Source organism: Rhizobium aureum (assembly GCF_030182495.1).
In the GTDB taxonomy this organism is placed as follows: domain Bacteria; phylum Pseudomonadota; class Alphaproteobacteria; order Rhizobiales; family Rhizobiaceae; genus Rhizobium; species Rhizobium tropici_C.
The window spans coordinates 279485-297946 of sequence record NZ_JAQJCI010000005.1 but is presented as its reverse complement, the minus strand read 5'-3'; the positions used below and the strand labels follow the sequence as shown (position 1 = coordinate 297946).

The window sequence follows — 18462 nt, the reverse complement described above, 5'->3', positions numbered from 1 at the left end:
ATGCACTTTTTCCGAGTGCATGGGGCTAGCAAATTCTGCGCTCTAAACGCTGGCCTCAGGCGGCCTTCGTCTTCGCCCGCCGCGCCAGATGCGCCACGACATTCTCGATCATCCGCATGCCGGCATCGCCGCCGAGCGTCATGATCGATTCCGGGTGGAACTGCACGGCCGCGATCGGCTCCTTCACATGCTCGATGCCCATGATCGTGCCGTCTTCGCTCTCGGCCGTGATCATGAAGTCGCGCGGCAGGCTCGACGGATCGGCAAAGATCGAGTGGTAGCGACCGACCGTCACTTCGCGGCCAAGACCGGAGAAGACGAGACCCGGCTCCAGCACGCGGATGCGCGAAGGCTTGCCGTGCATCGGGATCGCCAGATGACGCAGCTCGCCGCCATAGGCTTCGGCCAGCGCCTGCAGGCCCAGGCAGACGCCGAAGATCGGCAGGTTGCGCGCCCTCGCCTTCTTGATGGTCGCCTTGCAATCGAAATCCTTCGGATTGCCAGGTCCTGGCGACAGCACGATGAGATCCGGATCGAGCCGGTCGAAGACTTCTTCCGGCACCGGCGTACGCACGGTAGACACCGTCGCGCCCGTCTGGCGGAAATAATTGGCGAGCGTATGGACGAAGCTGTCCTCGTGATCGACGAGCAGGATCTTCACGCCCTTGCCGACGGAAGCGACGTCGCGTTGCTGTTTGCCGGAATTGCCGGTCTTGGCATCACGGATGGCGGAAAGCATGGCGGAGGCCTTCAGTTCGGTTTCGGCTTCTTCTTCCTCGGGGATCGAGTCGTTGAGCAGCGTCGCGCCGGCCCGCACCTCGGCAATGCCGTCCCTGATGCGAACGGTGCGTAGCGTCAGACCGGTGTTCATGTCGCCATTGAAGCCCACCATGCCGATCGCGCCGCCGTACCAGGCGCGCGGGCTCTTCTCGTGGCTCTCGATGAAGCGCATGGCCCAGAGCTTCGGCGCGCCGGTGACGGTGACGGCCCAGGCGTGGCTGAGGAAGCCGTCGAAGGCGTCCATATCGTCACGCAGACGGCCCTCGATATGGTCGACCGTGTGGATGAGGCGCGAATACATCTCGATCTGCCGGCGGCCGATGACCTTGACCGAACCCGGCTCGCAGACGCGGCTCTTGTCGTTGCGGTCGACGTCGGAGCACATGGTGAGTTCCGACTCGTCCTTCTTGGAATTCAGCAGTTTCAGGATCTGCTCGCTGTCGGCGATCGGATCGTCGCCGCGCTTGATCGTTCCCGAAATCGGGCAGGTCTCAATGCGGCGGCCGGATACGCGCACGAACATTTCAGGCGAAGCGCCGACGAGATATTCCTGATTGCCGAGATTGATGAAGAAGGAATAGGGCGACGGATTGATCGCCTTCAGGCGTTTGGAAATATCGGATGGCTTGCTCTCACAGCGCTCCATGAACTTCTGGCCGGGCACCACTTCGAAGAGGTCGCCCTTGCGGAAGCTCTCCTTCGCCTTGACCACCAGTTCGGCATATTCGCCGGGGCGATGATCGCTCTTCGGCGGAATGGCATCGGTGTGCCGGAACGGCTCTGGCGCAATCTCGCCCGACTTGCCTTCCGTCGATACGTCGCCTTTGGCGAAGTCGTAGCGATCGATCCAGGCCTTGGCGGAATAGTTATCCACCACCAGGATTTCGTCCGGCAGGTAGAGCACCATGTCGCGCTGGTCGTCCGGGCGCTTGAGCTTCAGATCGATCGCGTCGAACTGGAAGGCGAGATCATAGCCGAAGGCGCCGTAGAAGCCGATGCTGGCATCGGCCTGGGAATAGAATAGATCGGTCACGGCGCGCAGCACGGTGAAGACCGTCGGCATCTTCGAGCGCTCTTCCTCGGTGAAAACGCGATCCGGCGTCTTGACCGTGAGATCGAGCCGGCGCGGCGTCGAGGTGCCAAGCACCACTTCGGAAACGGTCTTCAGCTTCTCAGCGATAAAGCCGAGGATGACTTCGCCGCGCTCGTTATAGGCTTCGATCCAGACATCGCGCCCGTTGCAGGACAGGCCGAGCGGCGGGTCGACGATGGCGGTATCCCAGCGTGTATAGCGGCCGGGATATTCGTAGTTCGACGAAAATACCGCGCCGCGGCGCTCATCGAGCTTATCGATGTAAGACGATACGGCATCCGCATAGGGCGTCGGCCGGCGCTGCCGGGTGACGGTGATGCCGCCCTTCGTCTCGTAGATTTCCGCACCATCATCCCGAAGGATCGTTACCATTGTTCCTCACTCCGTTGTCGGGCCCGGATGACAGGCGGCCAATATAACAAAAAAGCCGCCTCGAAATCTCGGGCGGCTCACTCGTCGTCTTTGAACACGATTGGTCGAGGCCGCCTCAGCGTGCCCACCACCAAACTGCAATGTTGTTCAAGGACGTGGTCATGGCGGGAATTGTTAGCGTGAGATGAGGGGATACGCAAGCCGCAATCTTGGAGAATGGGCAGAAACGATTTTTCGCCTCCGCCCATCCTTCTCTCATTCCTGCACTCTCGCCGCCTCGAAGAACTCCTCCGGGCCATCCACTTCGACCAACCGCTTCCGGTCGATCAGCCAGAACCGGTTGCCGACCGATCGCACGAAACTACGGTCATGCGAGACGAGAAGGCAGCTCGCCTCATTCGCCGTCAGCTCGCCCTCCAACGCCTCCTGGCCGTCGATATCCAGATGGTTGGTCGGCTCGTCGAGCAGGTAGAAGTTGGGATTGGTCAACCGCAGCGCCAGCATGGCAAGCCGTGCCTTCTGCCCGCCGGACAGACGGCCGATCTCTTTGCCCTGCATGTCGATGTTGATTCCGACGCCGACCAGCAGCGTGCGGGCACGCTGCTCGCCGAGCTCGAACAGGCGTGTGATCATGCCGAGCGGCGTGTCCTTCTGGCCGAGATTGGAGAGCGCCTGATCGCTGTAACCCAGCACCAGAGACGGCGTCGGCTTGATTGCGCCACCGACAGACGGATCGGCGATCGCCCTGCGGATCATCTCCACGAACCGCGTCTTGCCGGCGCCATTCTGCCCGAGCAGCACGATGCGATCACCCTGACAAATCCACTGCTGGCCCGTCTTGAACAGCAGCGTACCGTCGGGCGTGGTCACCGCGACATCCTCCAGCGTCAGCAGCACCTTGGCATGGATGCCTCGATTGACGAGCTTGATCGAGCCGGAGGAACGCTCGCGGTAGCCCGGTCTGGCGCTGTCCTCCAGCTTCTCCGCCCGCGCCTTCAGCTGTTTCGTCTTCACCGTCAGGAGATCGCTGCCGGAATTGACACCGAGATTATAGAGCTTGGCCGCCTGCTTGCGCAGTTGCTGCGCCGTCTTCATCTCCTTCTGGTAACGCCGCTCATCCGAGGCATCGACTTCGTCCAGCGCCGCACGCGCCCGGCTATAGGGCAGCGCATAGGTTTGCGACTGATCCTGACGCAGGAACAAAGTGCGATCGCAGACGGCATCGAGGAAGGCGCGGTCGTGGCTGGCGATGATGACGGGCACGTCGCGCGGCAAGGCATTCAACCAATCCTCCAGCAGCGCGATCTTGGCGAGATCGAGATGGTTGGTCGGTTCATCCAGCAGCAGCACGTCGGGCTCGGTTACCCATACGCGTGCAAGCATGGCAAGCCGCTGCCAGCCCCCGCTGAGCTGAGCCAACGTCCTCTCCCGCATCGCATCAGGCACATCGAGTGAATCGAGAGTGACGTCGACACGCCAGCCCTCGCTCGCGACCTGCTCCTTGGGCAAAGCGCGCAGGACTGCCTCATAGAAGGAGACATCCAGCAGGTTCGCCGGCACATTCTGTTCGACATAGCCGACGCGCAAGCCCCGGGCGCGGGTGATCTCGCCCGTGGTCGGCTCTTGCCTGCCCGTGATGCAGTTGAGCAGCGTGGTCTTCCCGCGTCCATTCGCAGCAACGATGCCGACGCGATCGCCGGCATCCACAGTGAAGTTGAGATTGGAAAACAACGGCGCACTCATGGTGACGCCCAGATTGCGAAGATTGATCAGAGTCATGGTCTTTTCCGGTCTCGATCGAGCATCTCAAGACATCGCCGGCGGCTCCTTTTGCCGCGCTACGCCAATGCCGATGGCCCAAACAGGCCAATGCTCGAAAACATGTCATGACGCAGCCGCGCGGTTGCGCAGGCTCGCGTCGCCCCAAGGGCAGACCAGAAGGAATGAGTGAGAAACAGCCTCTGATCAGCCCTGCAAACGCATCTGCAGGGCACGAGTCGGACCGAACTGGCGAATATGCCAGACTATCTTGGTCATACGGTCCTCCTCTCTTTTCTCGACGGTTAAAGACTGCATTGTTCGAATAGCATCGAACGCTGCCATTTACAATTGCGCAGATCGCCCGATGCCACGCGAGAGAGCAAAAAAGAGGCGATGCCGAAGCATCGCCCAAATTCGCCGGATTCAAGTTTGCTGCATCGATGTAACCGCTTAGAACCTTTGCGTCAGCGTCAGCTTGAAGGTCCGACCGGGCTCAGAATAATAGGAAGCAGGCTGGGTCAGCGTGCCGCTGTAGGACGGTGCGTTGAGAGCGTCGTAGTAGGTCTTGTTGAAGATGTTGTAGACGCCGCCACGAATGCTGAGGCCCTTCACCTGCTCCGGTTCCCACCAGGCTGTGAGATCGAAGATGCCGTAGGCAGGGGTCTGCAGCGTATCGCCTGTCTTCTTCGCCTCGCGCGCCGCGGTGATGAAGGTCAGGTCCGTTCCCCAGACATCGGCCGCATAGCCGACGGTGAAGGCAGCCTTGGCCGGGGCGACGGAATTGATCCACTGGCCGGTATCGGAATCCTTGCCGTTCACATAGGCAAGCGAGCCCTTGACGTGGATGCCGTTGTCGAACGTCTTGTGCGCGTTGACCTCGACACCGAACATGCGGACGTTGGCGCGATTGAAGTATTCGGTAATCCCGAGCGGATAGGTGCCCGTGGGATCGCGATAATTCAACGTGTCGATGAAGTTCTTGTATTTGTTGTAGAAGGCGCCGATATGGCCGCCGAAATCGTCATCGCCGAGATTGGTGCCGATTTCGATGCCGTTGCTGGTCTCAGGCTTCAGGTTCGGATTGCCGATGTTGACGTATCCGCCAGGCACGCCGTAGTTCACATAGAGTTCGCTGACATTAGGCGCGCGGAAGGCCATTGCCCACTGCGCGTAAAGTTCGACATTGTCCTGCGGCTGATAGGAGGCGCGCAGCTTTGGCGAGAAGCGGCTGTCGGATTGCCCAGAGGGCAGGCCATCATAGTTGGCGCTGTCACGATAAGCAGCCGTGTTCTTCGGCGAGTAATCATACCAATCGAAGCGCAGACCCGGCGTCAGATAGAAGTTGCTGGATCCCAGCTCGATCTTGTCGTCGATGAAGGCGCCGACGCGCTTGCCATCGACATCGGGCATGTCGGACTGGTTGGTGTGGAGGAAGGCGCAAGTCGCGCGCCAGCGCGGGTTGGCGCAGCTATCCTTGCCGGCCGAATACTGGTGAACCTTGTCGAAGGCGACATCGAGACCGAAAGTGAGCTGGTGATGCAGGTTACCGGTGTCGAAAGATTTCGCCGCGTTGCCGCTAAAGCCGATACTGCGGTCGTCCATTTCATTGAGGCGGGAATAGTCGCCGATAACGGACGTGTACCGATAGCCCGCAGTACCGGTTTCACGCACAAGATTCTGCCAGTAGAAGACGGCATTGGCGGTATCAAGCAGTGAATCAGCGCTATCGGCTTCATATTTGTAATCGAGCGACACGCGATTGCGCTCGACATTGTCTGTCCCGTTGTAATTGCCAGGCCGGAAGTTTCCGGTCGGGCTCTGCAGGGTCATCAGATCGGTGGTTTTATCCTTGTTGTAGTGCTCGGCCGTGATGCCGAAGGTACCGGCGTCGGTATATTGACGGATCTTGAACAGGCCGCTTCTCTGATTGTAGTCGGCCGGGTTAGCCTCGGTACGTTTGGTCGAATAGCCGCCGACATCGCCGTTGTTCTCAAGCTCATGACCATGCGTGTAGCCGCCCTGGAAGAGAACGGCGGTATTGTCGATGCGTTTGGCAACGGCTGCGGCACCGCCGACACTCCGATCGTCACCATTATAGCCGAACTTGAAGACTCCGCCCCAGGTAAAGCCGGGCGCAATCAGATCTTCCGGCTCCAGCGTGCGCAGCACGAAGGCGCCGCCAAGAGCACCCGAACCGGCACGGCTGGAATCGGCGCCTCGCACGACATCGACGCTGGAAAGCGCGTTGAAATCGAAGCTGTTGATGCCACCGTCGGATTCGCGGGAGGCATCGAGAAGAAAAGGAATCTGGATGCCGTCGACGGTGGTCAGCACGCGGTCGTCGCCGAGGCCACGAATATTGACGCCGCCGGTAGCGCGGTTGAAGCCGACGCCGACTTCGGTGCTGCGGCCGAGGTCCTCGATACGTGTGATTTGCTTGTCGTCGATGTCCTTGGCCGTCGTCTCGCTTGTGGTCGGAGAGTCGGCGAGCACATCCTTGTTCGCTTTGCCTTTGCCCTTCACGACGATCGGCTTCAGATTGGTGACTCGATCCCCCGTGGCGGCTTCACCCGCCGCGTCTTCATTTTGAGCGGCTGTTTGCGCAAAAGATGTCGTCGTCAGCCCAAGGGCCAGAAACGCGGTGCATGCCAAGAGGACCGAGCGTGAGCGCCGGACAACCATAACCATTCCTTTCGAATTGCTTCACCGGGCTGGCTGGTTGCTGCGTCGAATGCAGGCAAGGGGCTGGCTAGGTCAGTTTTGTTGATGAGACGGCAATATTTCGCCTTCTTTCTGCCGCATAAAAAACATGACTATTATTGTCAATATATCTCATCCATATAATCATGAATAGAATTATCATGTTTAAAGACGGAAGACGAACGTTGCTGAATTGCAACGAAATGGCGACCTCAAGCGTTCTGATGACATCATCATTAGAATTGGCTGATTTACTTGATGTTGTTTAGAAGCATTTCACTAACCTCTGCCGTCATTTTACTTATGGCCGCTTCTCTTCCCCAGACCGGTCCGCTCCCAGAACAAAAGCCGGATCAGCAACGGGCTCAGCCGAGCGGCACGCCGCCGATCCCGGCGGAGAAGCCGGCAGCATCTCCTGACAAACCTGTCGTTCCGCCGGAAAAGCCGGATGCCCAACCAGAGGACAAGCCGGCAACTCCGCCTGAGGAGCAGACGACGGGCGAGATGCAAGGTCCCCCTCGCCCGCCCCCGACCGTCGCCTCCGAGCCGGACGAGGAACACCAGGCGTGCCTGAAGGAACTGACCGCGATGGGAGCAATCTTCAAGGAAATTCCCCGCATTGACGACGGCAACGGCTGCGGCATCGACAAGCCGATCTCGCTTTCTTCGCCGCTGCCGGGGATCGAATTCAAACCTCAAGGAACGATGCGCTGCGAAGCGGCGTTGGCACTGGCCCAATGGATGAAGGAGAGCGTGCTCCCATCAGCCGCCGCATTGGACAACGGCAAGATCGTCGCCATCAATCAGGCCTCGACCTATATCTGCCGCCTACGCAACAATGCCTCGACCGGCAAGATCTCGGAACATGCCCGTGGCAACGCCATCGATGTCGCGAGCTTCACCTTCGAAAACGGCAAGACCATCGCGATTGAGCCGCGCCGCGAAGATCCGACGCTGACAGGCGCGTTCCAGCGTGCAGCCAGCGCCTCTGCCTGCCTTTATTTCACCACTGTCCTCGACCCGGAAAGCGACGCTGCCCACGAAACGCATTTCCATCTCGATGTCATCGAAAGGAATGGCGGCTTTCGCTACTGCCACTAGAGGACAAAAACCACTACGCGTTTTTCCTGGAATGGCTTGAAAAGCACGCCGATCAATCGATGGTTCGACATTGTCAAAATACCGGCTCGATCAAGCTCGGATGCCGGCATTTGAGAACCAGACATCCCGGTAGATCGCAACCGCCGTTTCATCGGGCGCGCGCTCCTCGGTCAGCCAGATAGACTGGATGGACCGAGCCTCACCACCATTTGGAATTTTAATGGATTGGGCCGGATCCGATGCGCCGATGCATGGAATGAAATAAGCAGGCATCAAAGCACGAGCGCTGAAACCGATATCCTCTCGCGTAATGACCACGGCAAGCCCGACCTTCTCATTCGCCTGCCAGGGCACGATGAGCCGCCCTCCGGGTCGCAACGCCTGCAGCCATGACTTCGGCGGTGCCACCACGCCGGCACTCACATAGATCAGATCCGTATCCGGAAGCTCGAACGAAGTCGCATCGGTACAGATGACGGAAACGTCTTTATAGGAGGCGAGATTGTCTCGCGTGCGGCCGGCCAGTGCCTCATCGATCTCGATGGCATGGACATGTCCGCCCGGTGTCACCAGCGTTGAGAGAATGGCGGTGTAGTATCCCGTCCCCGTGCCGATCTGAACGACGGTTTCGCCAGGCTTGGGCGCGACGGCACCCAGGAAGGCGGCATGGAGAAACGGCTCGCCATTGTTGATGCCCTTCGATCTATCCAGGGAGACCAGAACATTTTGATAGAGAAAGGCGGGATCGCTGCTTGGCGTTTCGAGATAGCGTCCCTTGACCACGATCTGCCAGGGTCCCGGCCCCATGAAGGCTTCACGCGGCACCTGGCGGAAGGCCTGTTCCAGCCTTTCATCCGCCGAGTTGCCGGCGGCGGCCATCATTTTCGCATGGAAGGCACGTATATCGGCCAAGCTGGCACGGCTGTCTGCAGTCATGATCTGCCTCCGCTCTTCCATCCGGTGATGCCGATGTCCGTTGTCGATCCTGCTGCCGGTGGCGTCAAGCGAACGCGCGGTTTTTCTCCCTTCAATCGCATCGCATTCTGCTGCAGGTGATGTCGGACCGGCAAAGTTCCTGAGTTCAAACGACCCCGGTTGAATCAGATTCTGAACTTAAAACAGCCCCTCTATATAGCCATGATCATTGAGGAAAATTCTTTCGGCCGAAGGTGATTTCGGCAGGCCGGGCATGGTCATGATCTCGCCGGTGATGACGACGACGAAACCCGCGCCGGCCGAGAGGCGCACTTCACGAACGGGCACAATGTGCCCCTCTGGCGCGCCGCGAACGTTCGGATCGGTGGTAAAGGAATATTGCGTCTTCGCCATGCAGACCGGCAGGTGTCCATAGCCCTGGTCCTCCCAGGACCGAAGCTGATCGCGCACTGCCTTGTCGGCCGTCACCTCGCCGGCATGGTAGATTTTCGAGGCGACGATCTCTATCTTCTCAAAGAGCGGCAGATTGTCCGGATAGAGCGGCTGGAATTTTGCCTGGCCGGATTCGGCGAGTTCGACCACCTTATGCGCGAGATCGACGATCCCCGCCGAGCCCTCGGCCCAATGCCGGCAGAGGATCGCCTCGGCCCCGAGCCGCGCGACATAATTCTTCAGCGCCTCGATTTCGGCTTCCGTGTCCGAAACGAAATGATTGATGGCCACGACGACAGGCACGCCGAACTTGCGGACATTGGCGACATGCCGGCCGAGATTGGCACAGCCCTTGACGAGGGCATCGACATTCTCCTTGCCGAGATCGTCCTTCTTGATGCCGCCGTTCATCTTCAGCGCCCGCACGGTCGCAACGATAACGGCCGCATCCGGTGAAAGGCCGGCCTTGCGGCATTTGATGTCGAAGAATTTCTCGGCGCCGAGATCGGCACCAAAGCCGGCTTCCGTCACCACATAATCGGCAAGTTTCAACGCCGTGCGCGTGGCGATCACCGAATTGCAGCCATGGGCGATATTGGCAAAAGGGCCGCCATGCACGAGCGCCGGATTGTTCTCCAGAGTCTGGACGAGGTTCGGCTGCATCGCATCCTTCAGAAGCACCGCCATCGCACCGTCGGCCTTCAGATCGCGGGCATAGACGGGCGTGCGGTCGCGGCGATAGCCGATGATGATATTGCCGAGCCGCTTTTCCAGATCCCTGAGGTCGGATGCCAGACAGAGGATCGCCATGACCTCGGAGGCGACGGTGATATCGAAGCCGCCCTCGCGCGGAAAACCGTTGGCGACGCCGCCGAGCGACGACACGATATCGCGCAATGCGCGGTCGTTCATATCCATCGCGCGACGCCAGGTGATGCGCCGGATATCGATATTCTGCTCGTTACCCCAATAGATGTGGTTGTCGATCAGCGCCGCAAGCAGATTATGGGCCGAGGTGATCGCATGGAAATCGCCGGTGAAATGAAGGTTGATGTCTTCCATCGGAATGACCTGCGCGTAACCGCCGCCGGCCGCTCCGCCCTTCACGCCGAAGCAGGGGCCGAGCGATGCCTCGCGCACGCACACGACGGCCTTCTTGCCGATGCGGTTCAGGCCATCGCCGAGGCCGACCGTCGTCGTGGTCTTGCCCTCGCCCGCCGGCGTCGGGTTGATCGCCGTAACGAGGATCAGCTTGCCATCCTTCTTGTCGGCTAGCGATGCGATGAACCCGGCGCCGATTTTTGCCTTGTCGTAGCCGTAGGGCGCGAGATCTTCCGCGGGAATGCCGAGCTTGGCACCAATCTCGATAATCGGCAGTTTCTTCGCCGCACGAGCGATTTCGATATCCGATGCCACCGCCGCCATTATATTCGCCCCAAATATACGGTCATTTCCCTGTCGGGATAAACCAATACGTATCAAGTGTGAATAGCAACGGCATACTGTCCTCTGCGAAAGAGGCCGCCTTGTCGCGGGACAGGGACATGCCTATTTTCGGCTTCCAAATGCAACCGAGAAAGAAGGAAAAGATATGAAATCCCTGGAATTGCTGGTCGAGCGCATCATTCTCTCCAGTCGCTGGCTTCTGGTGATCTTCTATCTCGGTCTTGCCGCCTCGCTCGCCGTCTACGCCGTCTCGTTCGCCTATAAGTTCTACAAGGTCGCGATCAACGCACTCGTCTATGAAGAAGCCGACATGATCCTGGCGATCCTCGGCCTTATCGACGCCGCCCTGGTGGCGAGCCTGATCGTCATGGTGATGATTTCCGGTTATGAAAATTTCGTCAGTCGTTTCGACGAAGCCGAAGGTGAGGTTTCCTTCCTCGGCAAGCTTGATTCAGGCAGCCTCAAGATCAAGGTCGCCTCTTCGATCGTCGCCATTTCCTCGATCCACCTGCTGCAGATCTTCCTGAACGCTACTCAATACGACAACGCCAAGCTGATGTGGTTCACGATCATCCATCTCGCCTTCGTCGTTTCGGCGGTACTGCTGGGCCTTCTGGAAAGGATCATGGCGAAAAGCAAAGCCAAGGACGCTTGACGCCAAAATCGGCTATTTGCCGGCCATAGCCGAAGCGCTGCTCATCGGCGGTGGGGGTGCGGCGCAATCGGAGATCGATTGCCCGTCCTTGCAGTTGCGCGCGGAAACCAGCGCGTCCGCATCGGCAAGTTCCGTCGTCAATTTCAGCCTTAGCGCCTCCATCTGCGACATCAGATGGATCCCGCTCGGCTCGGTTCCAAGCATCACATCGACAAGTCCCTTGTCGACACCCATCGTGTCGAGGAAGCGGACCAACCGCGTCCGCTGGGCCTTGTCGAGCTTCGTCGTGTCGTATTTGCCGACGAATTTCCGCCCGATCTCCTTCTTGGAAAGCACCTTGCGCTTGCCATCCACCATTTCATATTCAGTGCGGTATTGGACGCGCACCTCGCTATAGGTCGTGGTGATCTGGTGGACGCCCAACAATGCGAAGGGGCTGGAAACACGCTGGACGCCGCCTGCGAAAAACAGCGGGCATGCCGAAAAGCAGATCGCGTCTGCGGAAAAGGCCTGTCCCTTGATCGAACCGTCCTCGGCAAAGGCTGCCGGGCAGATCGGCTCGGCATAGGGACATGCCCGCGAGCGGGTGCGGCCGACGGCGATCGAAAGCTTCTGTTTGCGGATGGTGCGCGCCATCTCCATCGCCGCCTTGACATCGCCCCCCGGCGAACTGACCACGATGGGCAATCGCCGACTGCCAAGCTGCTTCAGGAATTTCTGCAGCTTCCTCGGCGTGTCGGACATGATCTGTCCCTCGGCGGAGATCCAGTCCGGACACGTATTGTCGGCGCGGCATTGGCCCATCTCGCCGTGGACGAGCAGGAAGCGCATCGGCGTGCCGCCGGTGCCATCCGCCGCTTCGGCAAAGGCTGGCGCAACGAGCAGAAGCGAAACGGCCGTGACAATCCGCAACGCCGTTCGGCAGCACCGCATCGCAAGCTGCGGGAAAAAACGAAAATTCATGAGATATACGCCTGGAAGCGATTGCTTTGCCAAGACCGATAGCAACCGCTTTGGGCCTTCGCAAGGCATGCCGGCGCAATGGCGCATCATTTGCGAAAACGGCTGGCCCAGGGGCGTCGAAAACTGCCAGACGGAGAACGGCTGCAAGATGGAAGCAGACGGCCATGCATGCACACTGCGCAGGCACCACCTCGACCTTTTCTTCCATTCGTCGCAACACTTAGGCGGCAAATATCGCGATGCAGGACGCCCCCTCCTGTATCAAATTGCGACCTTCAGGCGGTCGCCGTCGTGGCATTTGAAGGGTCGTTTCAGATAGATTTTCGCTATTCCGAGACGCTCTTCGGTCGTCCGTCCTTGACACCGCAACACCGGCATCTGTACAGCGCCGTCGTTATAAGATCAGCGAAACAGCATTTTTTTGCGTTTAATGCCCTTTCTGGGCGAAGATTTATGTAAATACACACGTCCGAATATTAAAATATATGAAAATGAAATTATTTCTGGTCCTGTGATATTTTTGCGTCTAGCATTCACTCATAAATCCGGTATTTGATAACGATAACACGCTGTGGGCGCTTCAACCTATATGTCCTATATCATCACCGCCGAGAGACAATTGCTGCTTTCTGCCGAGCTCGCTGCTGCTCGGACACAAGCAGCGTTTGCGCTGGCGCTGGAGCAGGCGGGGTTAGCTTTTGGCTTCAGCTACATGGCATTCATGAATGCCCCGGTTCCTGACGATACCATGATGACGCCGCTGCTGATCGAAGGTACCGTGCCGGCGCAGTTCGTGCGTGATTTCGATCGTCAACAGCTGGTGCGGCGCTGCCCGATGTTGCTGCGCACGCGGGACTCGGTGCTGCCGCGCTCCTGGCATCTGTTGGAAAAAGACCTCGAACTCGACAGCGATCTTCCGCGCGAGCTCCATATGCTTTTGATCAACTACAATTGCCCAATGAGCGTGATCGTTCCGGTCAATTCACCGGATGGGCAGCGTCTTCTCTTCTGGTTCATGGGCAATCGCAACAGCCTCGGTCAAAGCGAAATCAATGAACTCACGCTGATCATGCTGCAGGCGCTGGATTCCTATAATTGTCTGAAGCGCAGCGATAGCGCCGTGCCGCATTCGCTCTCGGCCCGCGAACTCGAAGTGGTCCGCTGGACGGCCCAGGGCAAGACCTCGGTCGAAATCGGCCAGATCCTTTCCCTCTCCGACCATACGGTCAATGCCTATATGATGAACGCTATCAAGAAGCTCGATTGCGTTAATCGCACGCAGCTCGTCGCCAAGGCCATCCGCCTCAAGTTGATCAGCTAAGCAACTTTTTGCTTTCTTCAGATCGCGCCGACGTTTCATCTTTTTATTTTAGGCAGTCCGGACCGAAGACGGCTCCGCTCTCGAAATGCTCCGCTCAATATCCGCCTCGCCCTTAGCGGCCTCCAAGCACCGTTCGGATTTCGACGAGGTTTGAACGCACCCGGAGGATGTGGAAGCCCATCGTCGCGAGGTGGCTTGGCATGAACGAGCTGTCTTCGCGGCCGTTGGAAATGATCATCGGCTGAATGCGGAGCGCCGTCTGCAGCATCCCGAGCGTATCGTTCCAGAGCCTGCCGATGTTGCGTTCCGCGATCACCTGCTGAAAATCCGCGCCGGCCGCGCTCAGAATGCCGTAATTGGCATAAAGCTGGCCATAGGCAAACCAGAACCGATCGTCCGCGCGCGTGTCGAACCATCCATAGCTGTAGTTTTGCGATCGGTCCGCCAGGATATTTGCCGTGCTGCCAAGGTCGCCGGCGACATGATCGAGAAACTGCAGAAGATTATCCGCGCGTCCGTCGAAAACCACCTTGCAGTTGCTGAGATCGGTATTGAAGTTGCGCAGGTTAGTGATCGCGGCGCGATAATAGCTTGGGGTTGGCGTCTTCGGTCCGAACGGATGCAGGCCGAAATACCAGCTCGATTCGTCGAACTGCAGGTTGCCGCGCGCCTTTTGCAGATCGCCGTTGATCCCGGACGTCCCGCGCACACGGCCGAGCGTGTCGACCAATTCTGCCGAGGTGCGGCGGACCACCGAGTTTACGCCTCTCTGGAAGGATGCCTTGTTGTCGAGGAAAGGCGTGTCATCCCATGAAACGCCGAAGAACCCGAGCTTGTAGAGCAGCATCGAGGAGATCCAGGCATTCTGGTTGACGTTGAAATCGGTAAGATCGGCAGCGACATCCACGACTGCCGAGGTTTGGCACGACTTCGGCGCCGCAGCCGCAGCCTGCGCCGGCAACTCCTCTCCGGCGGAGAATTTGCGTTCGGAGAATTTGTAGACGTCGGGATAGGCCGGATTGAACCCGGACCAGATCTGCGTCTGCCAGATGAAATAGATGTAAAGCACAGCAAGCAGCGTCACGAAAGCGACGATGGGCAGCTTGATCAGCCAGTTGCTGTGGCGATACCAGCCGCGCGCGGCAAGAAACGGCCATGCGAGCCCGACGAAAACCAAGCCCAACCATCGTGCAATGGCGGCCCAGATCCGCTTCAAGAACGCTGTGATCGAGTCAAGCATGGACCAACGCCTCCAAAACCGCAACCGCGCGTCCTGCCTATACGCGAAGGACGCACCACACTGAACCTGCACACCGGCCCTTCCGAAAATCCCTTTCGATTTTCATAGGATAGGCCTTATCGCCATTCGCGTTTCAGCAAATATGTGTTCTTGAGAAAAACAACAACCGTCTGCGCCGAATTTTCGATGCCGGACAGAATCATCCCTCCGGTTGCGCATCGCCGGCGGTTTCACCCGCATCTTCGGACACGGGCGGCAGGTGAGGCTCCAGCCGCCTCTTGAACACGGCATCGACATGCGCCTTGCGCGCAGCCAGATCCTGCCCGGCCAGTATGTTTGCCTCGAAGGCCCGGATCAAGTCTTCGACCGCGGCCGTTCGCGCAGCCTCGGGGGTGTGGCTATTCGCGTTTGACGCCAACGCCTTGAGCAAGGCGATCCGTTGCTCGATATCAACAGCCGATTTGGCTGCCATGGCGCTGACGGCGGCAACCTGAACATTCAGGGATGCCGCCAGGCCCTCATAGATATCGATCAGGCGCTGCCCGGCCGTTCGGCGCGACTGAAGCCCGGCCTCCTGCCGCCGAATATCGTCCTGCTCGGCAAGCAGATCGCCATAATCCGCCTCCAAGCCGGATTGCAAATCGGCGTGGCGCGAGGAAGGACGATTGCGCCGCTGGTACATGAGTTTCTCCGTCAGGACATTGGCCCGACGCTGCACCTCCTCTATATCGAAATCGAGTTTCCGCCGATGCTCGATCACGCCTTCGAGATGGCGCTCGCAATCATGAAAGCAGCGCGACAAGGCGGGCCTTGCCTGTTTGAACAGGAGATCGAGTTCGGCCGAAACATCAAGAACCACTTCGAGCTCGGTGATGATCGTCTGAGGCTTCGAAGGCCCGCGCGCCAGCTTCCTGCCGAGCAGGCTCGCATCTTCAAGGCCGATCTTCTCGTCGAACAACCGCCGATGCTGCAGATCGGCCTCTTGCGTTGCGCGATCGAGCTCCTTCACCAGCGATGAAGCGAGCGATTTCCAGCGCTCGAGCAGCTCGACAGCCTCGCGCACCAGCACTTCCTCCATGGGAAAGTTGATGGCGCCGCTGCGTCCCTCGCCCCTGGCATGGCCGGCCAGCGTCGCGACGGCCGCGTTTGCGCTGTTGATGGCGTCATCAAGTGCCGCGCTTGCCTTGTCGAGCATGCCGTCGAAGGAATGAGGTCTGACCATGAAAGCATCTCTCCCTACCCGAGGAGTGAGACTAAAGCACGTCGCGCAAAAGTGTGTAGCGGTTTTGCGGTAACAACATGCGAAAAACCGAGAGCTTGAAGCGCACAGAGCGTACCGCCGGCGAGGAAAATGCTCGAAAGGACTATTGCGCCGCCGCCGGATTCTTCAGATAGGCGATCAGATTGTCGAGATCCCTCTCGCTCTTGAGGCCCAGAAACGTCATTCTGGTGCCCTTGACCAGGAATTGCGGCCCCGGCAGGTATTCGCGCAACAAGGCCTCGTCCCAAACCTTGCCATCGGCACCGAAGGCCTTCATCGCCCGCGAATAGGCATAGTCTGGCACGCTTGCGACGGGCCGGCCGACAACGCCCATTAATGAGGGTCCGACGCGGTTTTCCGGCACCGTCGCCGTATGGCAGGCGCCGCATTTCCTGAAAACGATGGCACCCGCAACCGCATCTCCATCAGCAAGCGCCGAAGACGCCGCGGCAAGCATGATGACGGCCGGCGCCAGGCAAAGCAGTTTCATCGTCCCCTCGATTAAATTCCTGCCGCGTCACGCCGGCCACATGCCGTCACTCGCAGACGATCGCCTCTTCCCAGTGACGGCGGCAGAGCGAGACATATTTGTCGCTGCCGCCGATCTCGATCTGCGCGCCTTCGCGCACGACCTCGCCGGCGGCATCCAGCCGCACGACCATCGTCGCCTTGCGGCCGCAATGGCAGATCGTCCGCACCTCACGCAATTCGTCCGCGATGGTCAGCAGCTCCTGCGATCCCGGAAACAAGTGTCCGTGGAAGTCCGTGCGCAAGCCGTAGGCCATCACCGGCAGGCCGAGACGATCGACGACATGGGCGAGCTGCCACACCTGCTCGCGCGTCAGGAACTGAGCCTCATCGACAAAGACGCAGTTCAGGGGCTCGCTCGCATGCATGTCTTCGACCATGACATAGAGATCATCGCCGATCTCGAACGGTATGGCATCCATCGTAAGGCCGATGCGGGAGGCGATCGTGCCGCGGCCGGCGCGATCGTCGAGAGCTGCGATGAAGGCGGCGGTGCGCATGCCGCGCTCCTGATAGTTATAGGCCGCCTGCAGCAGCATGGTCGATTTGCCGGCATTCATCGTCGAATAATGGAAATAGAGCTTGGCCATGACATTCTCCTTGAATGCTTCATGGGTGCTGCGAGATGATAAGGAAAGATATCCACGGCAAAAACCACAGGATTCAGGATCTATAGGTTTGCTAAGAATGCGCTGAAAACGATCGCGCTGAAAAATGCAGGCGTCGCAATCAGCCCCCTTAAACCGCCGCAAATACACTGTGGTCGCTTGAAAATGTCGGTTATTGATGGTTGCTTGGGAACGTTAGACTGGGAGTCACGCAATGATAAAAAAGACCCTTACTGTATTCGCTTTCGCATCAGCTCTTTCCGCACTGACACTCGGCGCCACGGCCGCCTCCGCCGCCGAGCCGGCAAGCTGTAGCACCGTACATTTCGCCGATGTGGGCTGGACCGACATCACCTCCACCACGGCGACCGCCTCCATCCTCCTGAAGGCTCTCGGCTACGACACCGACGTCAAGGTGCTCGCCGTGCCGGTGACCTACCAGTCGCTAAAGAACAAGGACATCGATGTCTTCCTCGGCAACTGGATGCCCTCCATGGCCGAGAACATCAAGCCGTTCGCCGAGGACAAGTCGGTCGAAACCGTCCGCGCCAATCTGGAAGGCGCCAAATACACGCTGGCGACCAACGAAAAGGGCGCTGCACTCGGCATTAAGGACTTCAAGGACATCGCCGCCCATAAGGACGATCTCGACGGCAAGATCTACGGCATCGAGCCGGGCAATGACGGCAACCGCCTGGTCATCGATATGGTCGACAAGAACTCCTTCGGCCTCAAGGGCTTCGAAGTGGTCGAATCCTCCGAGCAGGGCATGCTTGCCCAGGTGTCCCGCGCCGACAAGGAAGGCAAGCCGATCATCTTCCTCGGCTGGGCCCCGCATCCGATGAACACCACTTACAAGATGACCTATCTCACCGGCGGTGACGACGTCTTCGGACCGAACTTCGGCGGCGCAACGGTCTACACGAACGTCCGGGCCGGCTACCTGCAGGAATGCCCGAACGTCGGCGCCTTCGTGAAGAATCTCGTCTTCTCGCTGCCGATGGAAAACGAAATCATGGGCAAGATCCTGAACGACGGCAAGGAGCCGGAAGCGGCTGCCACGGAATGGCTGAAGGCCAATCCGTCGGCGGTCACACCCTGGCTTGCCGGCGTCACCACCAAGGACGGTGGCGACGGCCTGGCGGCGGTCAAGGCCAAGCTTGGCTTGTAACATAGGTGGATGAAGGGGCGGCTGAACCGCCCCTTTCTCTTCCGCGCATGGACTGCTTGCTTTCGCGTCCCGCCACCGCCCGGACAACGGCCGT

At 59.2% G+C, this 18462-nt stretch carries 14 protein-coding genes; 4 read left to right on the top strand and 10 right to left on the bottom strand.

Annotated elements, in window-relative coordinates:
* Positions 1-55: 55 nt before the first annotated feature.
* The 3 genes from PH552_RS15530 to PH552_RS15520 form a co-directional block, all read right to left on the bottom strand.
* Complete coding sequence (locus tag PH552_RS15530) at positions 56-2245, bottom strand: anthranilate synthase (RefSeq protein WP_112340657.1); 2190 nt, start codon at positions 2243-2245, stop codon at positions 56-58.
* Between the two features lie 255 nt (positions 2246-2500).
* Complete coding sequence (locus tag PH552_RS15525) at positions 2501-4024, bottom strand: ABC-F family ATP-binding cassette domain-containing protein (RefSeq protein ID WP_112340656.1); 1524 nt, start codon at positions 4022-4024, stop codon at positions 2501-2503.
* 432 nt (positions 4025-4456) lie between these two features.
* Positions 4457-6688, bottom strand: coding sequence for a TonB-dependent hemoglobin/transferrin/lactoferrin family receptor (locus PH552_RS15520; RefSeq protein ID WP_112340655.1), 2232 nt, complete (start codon positions 6686-6688; stop codon positions 4457-4459).
* Positions 6689-7009: 321 nt separating this feature from the next.
* Between PH552_RS15520 and PH552_RS15515 the strand changes: the two genes are divergently transcribed.
* Entirely contained in the window at positions 7010-7807 is a 798-nt protein-coding gene (locus tag PH552_RS15515) for an extensin family protein (protein WP_245430256.1), read from the top strand.
* A 90-nt stretch (positions 7808-7897) separates the two neighbouring features.
* On the opposite strand, the gene PH552_RS15510 is transcribed toward PH552_RS15515, so the two are convergent.
* Both PH552_RS15510 and PH552_RS15505 read right to left on the bottom strand, forming a co-directional pair.
* Complete coding sequence (locus PH552_RS15510) at positions 7898-8743, bottom strand: protein-L-isoaspartate O-methyltransferase family protein (protein ID WP_112340653.1); 846 nt, start codon at positions 8741-8743, stop codon at positions 7898-7900.
* A gap of 177 nt (positions 8744-8920) precedes the next feature.
* On the bottom strand, positions 8921-10600 hold the full coding sequence (locus tag PH552_RS15505) for a formate--tetrahydrofolate ligase (protein WP_112340652.1): 1680 nt from the start codon (positions 10598-10600) through the stop codon (positions 8921-8923).
* Between the two features lie 166 nt (positions 10601-10766).
* On the opposite strand from PH552_RS15505, the gene PH552_RS15500 reads away from it, so the two are divergent.
* Positions 10767-11276 carry a TIGR00645 family protein gene (locus PH552_RS15500; protein WP_112340651.1) on the top strand — a complete coding sequence of 170 codons (510 nt, stop codon included), beginning with the start codon at positions 10767-10769 and terminating at the stop codon, positions 11274-11276.
* Positions 11277-11288: 12 nt separating this feature from the next.
* Here PH552_RS15500 and PH552_RS15495 read toward each other — a convergent pair whose 3' ends face one another.
* Positions 11289-12239: a COG3904 family protein gene (locus PH552_RS15495; RefSeq protein WP_112340728.1), complete on the bottom strand. Its 951-nt coding sequence runs from the start codon at positions 12237-12239 to the stop codon at positions 11289-11291.
* Positions 12240-12828: 589 nt separating this feature from the next.
* On the opposite strand from PH552_RS15495, the gene PH552_RS15490 reads away from it, so the two are divergent.
* On the top strand, positions 12829-13560 hold the full coding sequence (locus tag PH552_RS15490; protein ID WP_112340650.1) for a helix-turn-helix transcriptional regulator: 732 nt from the start codon (positions 12829-12831) through the stop codon (positions 13558-13560).
* Positions 13561-13672: 112 nt separating this feature from the next.
* On the opposite strand, the gene PH552_RS15485 is transcribed toward PH552_RS15490, so the two are convergent.
* From PH552_RS15485 to PH552_RS15470, 4 genes are all read right to left on the bottom strand, one after another.
* Entirely contained in the window at positions 13673-14800 is a 1128-nt protein-coding gene (locus PH552_RS15485; protein WP_112340649.1) for a DUF2333 family protein, read from the bottom strand.
* A 199-nt stretch (positions 14801-14999) separates the two neighbouring features.
* Positions 15000-16022, bottom strand: a complete 1023-nt coding sequence (locus PH552_RS15480) for a hypothetical protein (protein ID WP_112340648.1) — start codon at positions 16020-16022, stop codon at positions 15000-15002.
* A 142-nt stretch (positions 16023-16164) separates the two neighbouring features.
* Positions 16165-16551, bottom strand: a complete 387-nt coding sequence (locus PH552_RS15475; protein ID WP_112340647.1) for a c-type cytochrome — start codon at positions 16549-16551, stop codon at positions 16165-16167.
* Between the two features lie 46 nt (positions 16552-16597).
* On the bottom strand, positions 16598-17179 hold the full coding sequence (locus PH552_RS15470; protein ID WP_112340646.1) for a thymidine kinase: 582 nt from the start codon (positions 17177-17179) through the stop codon (positions 16598-16600).
* 232 nt (positions 17180-17411) lie between these two features.
* Here PH552_RS15470 and PH552_RS15465 point away from each other — a divergent pair, with 232 nt between their 5' ends.
* The gene (locus tag PH552_RS15465; protein WP_112340645.1) at positions 17412-18368 is read left to right on the top strand and encodes a choline ABC transporter substrate-binding protein; all 957 of its coding nucleotides are present in this window, start codon (positions 17412-17414) and stop codon (positions 18366-18368) included.
* Positions 18369-18462 lie beyond the last annotated feature (94 nt).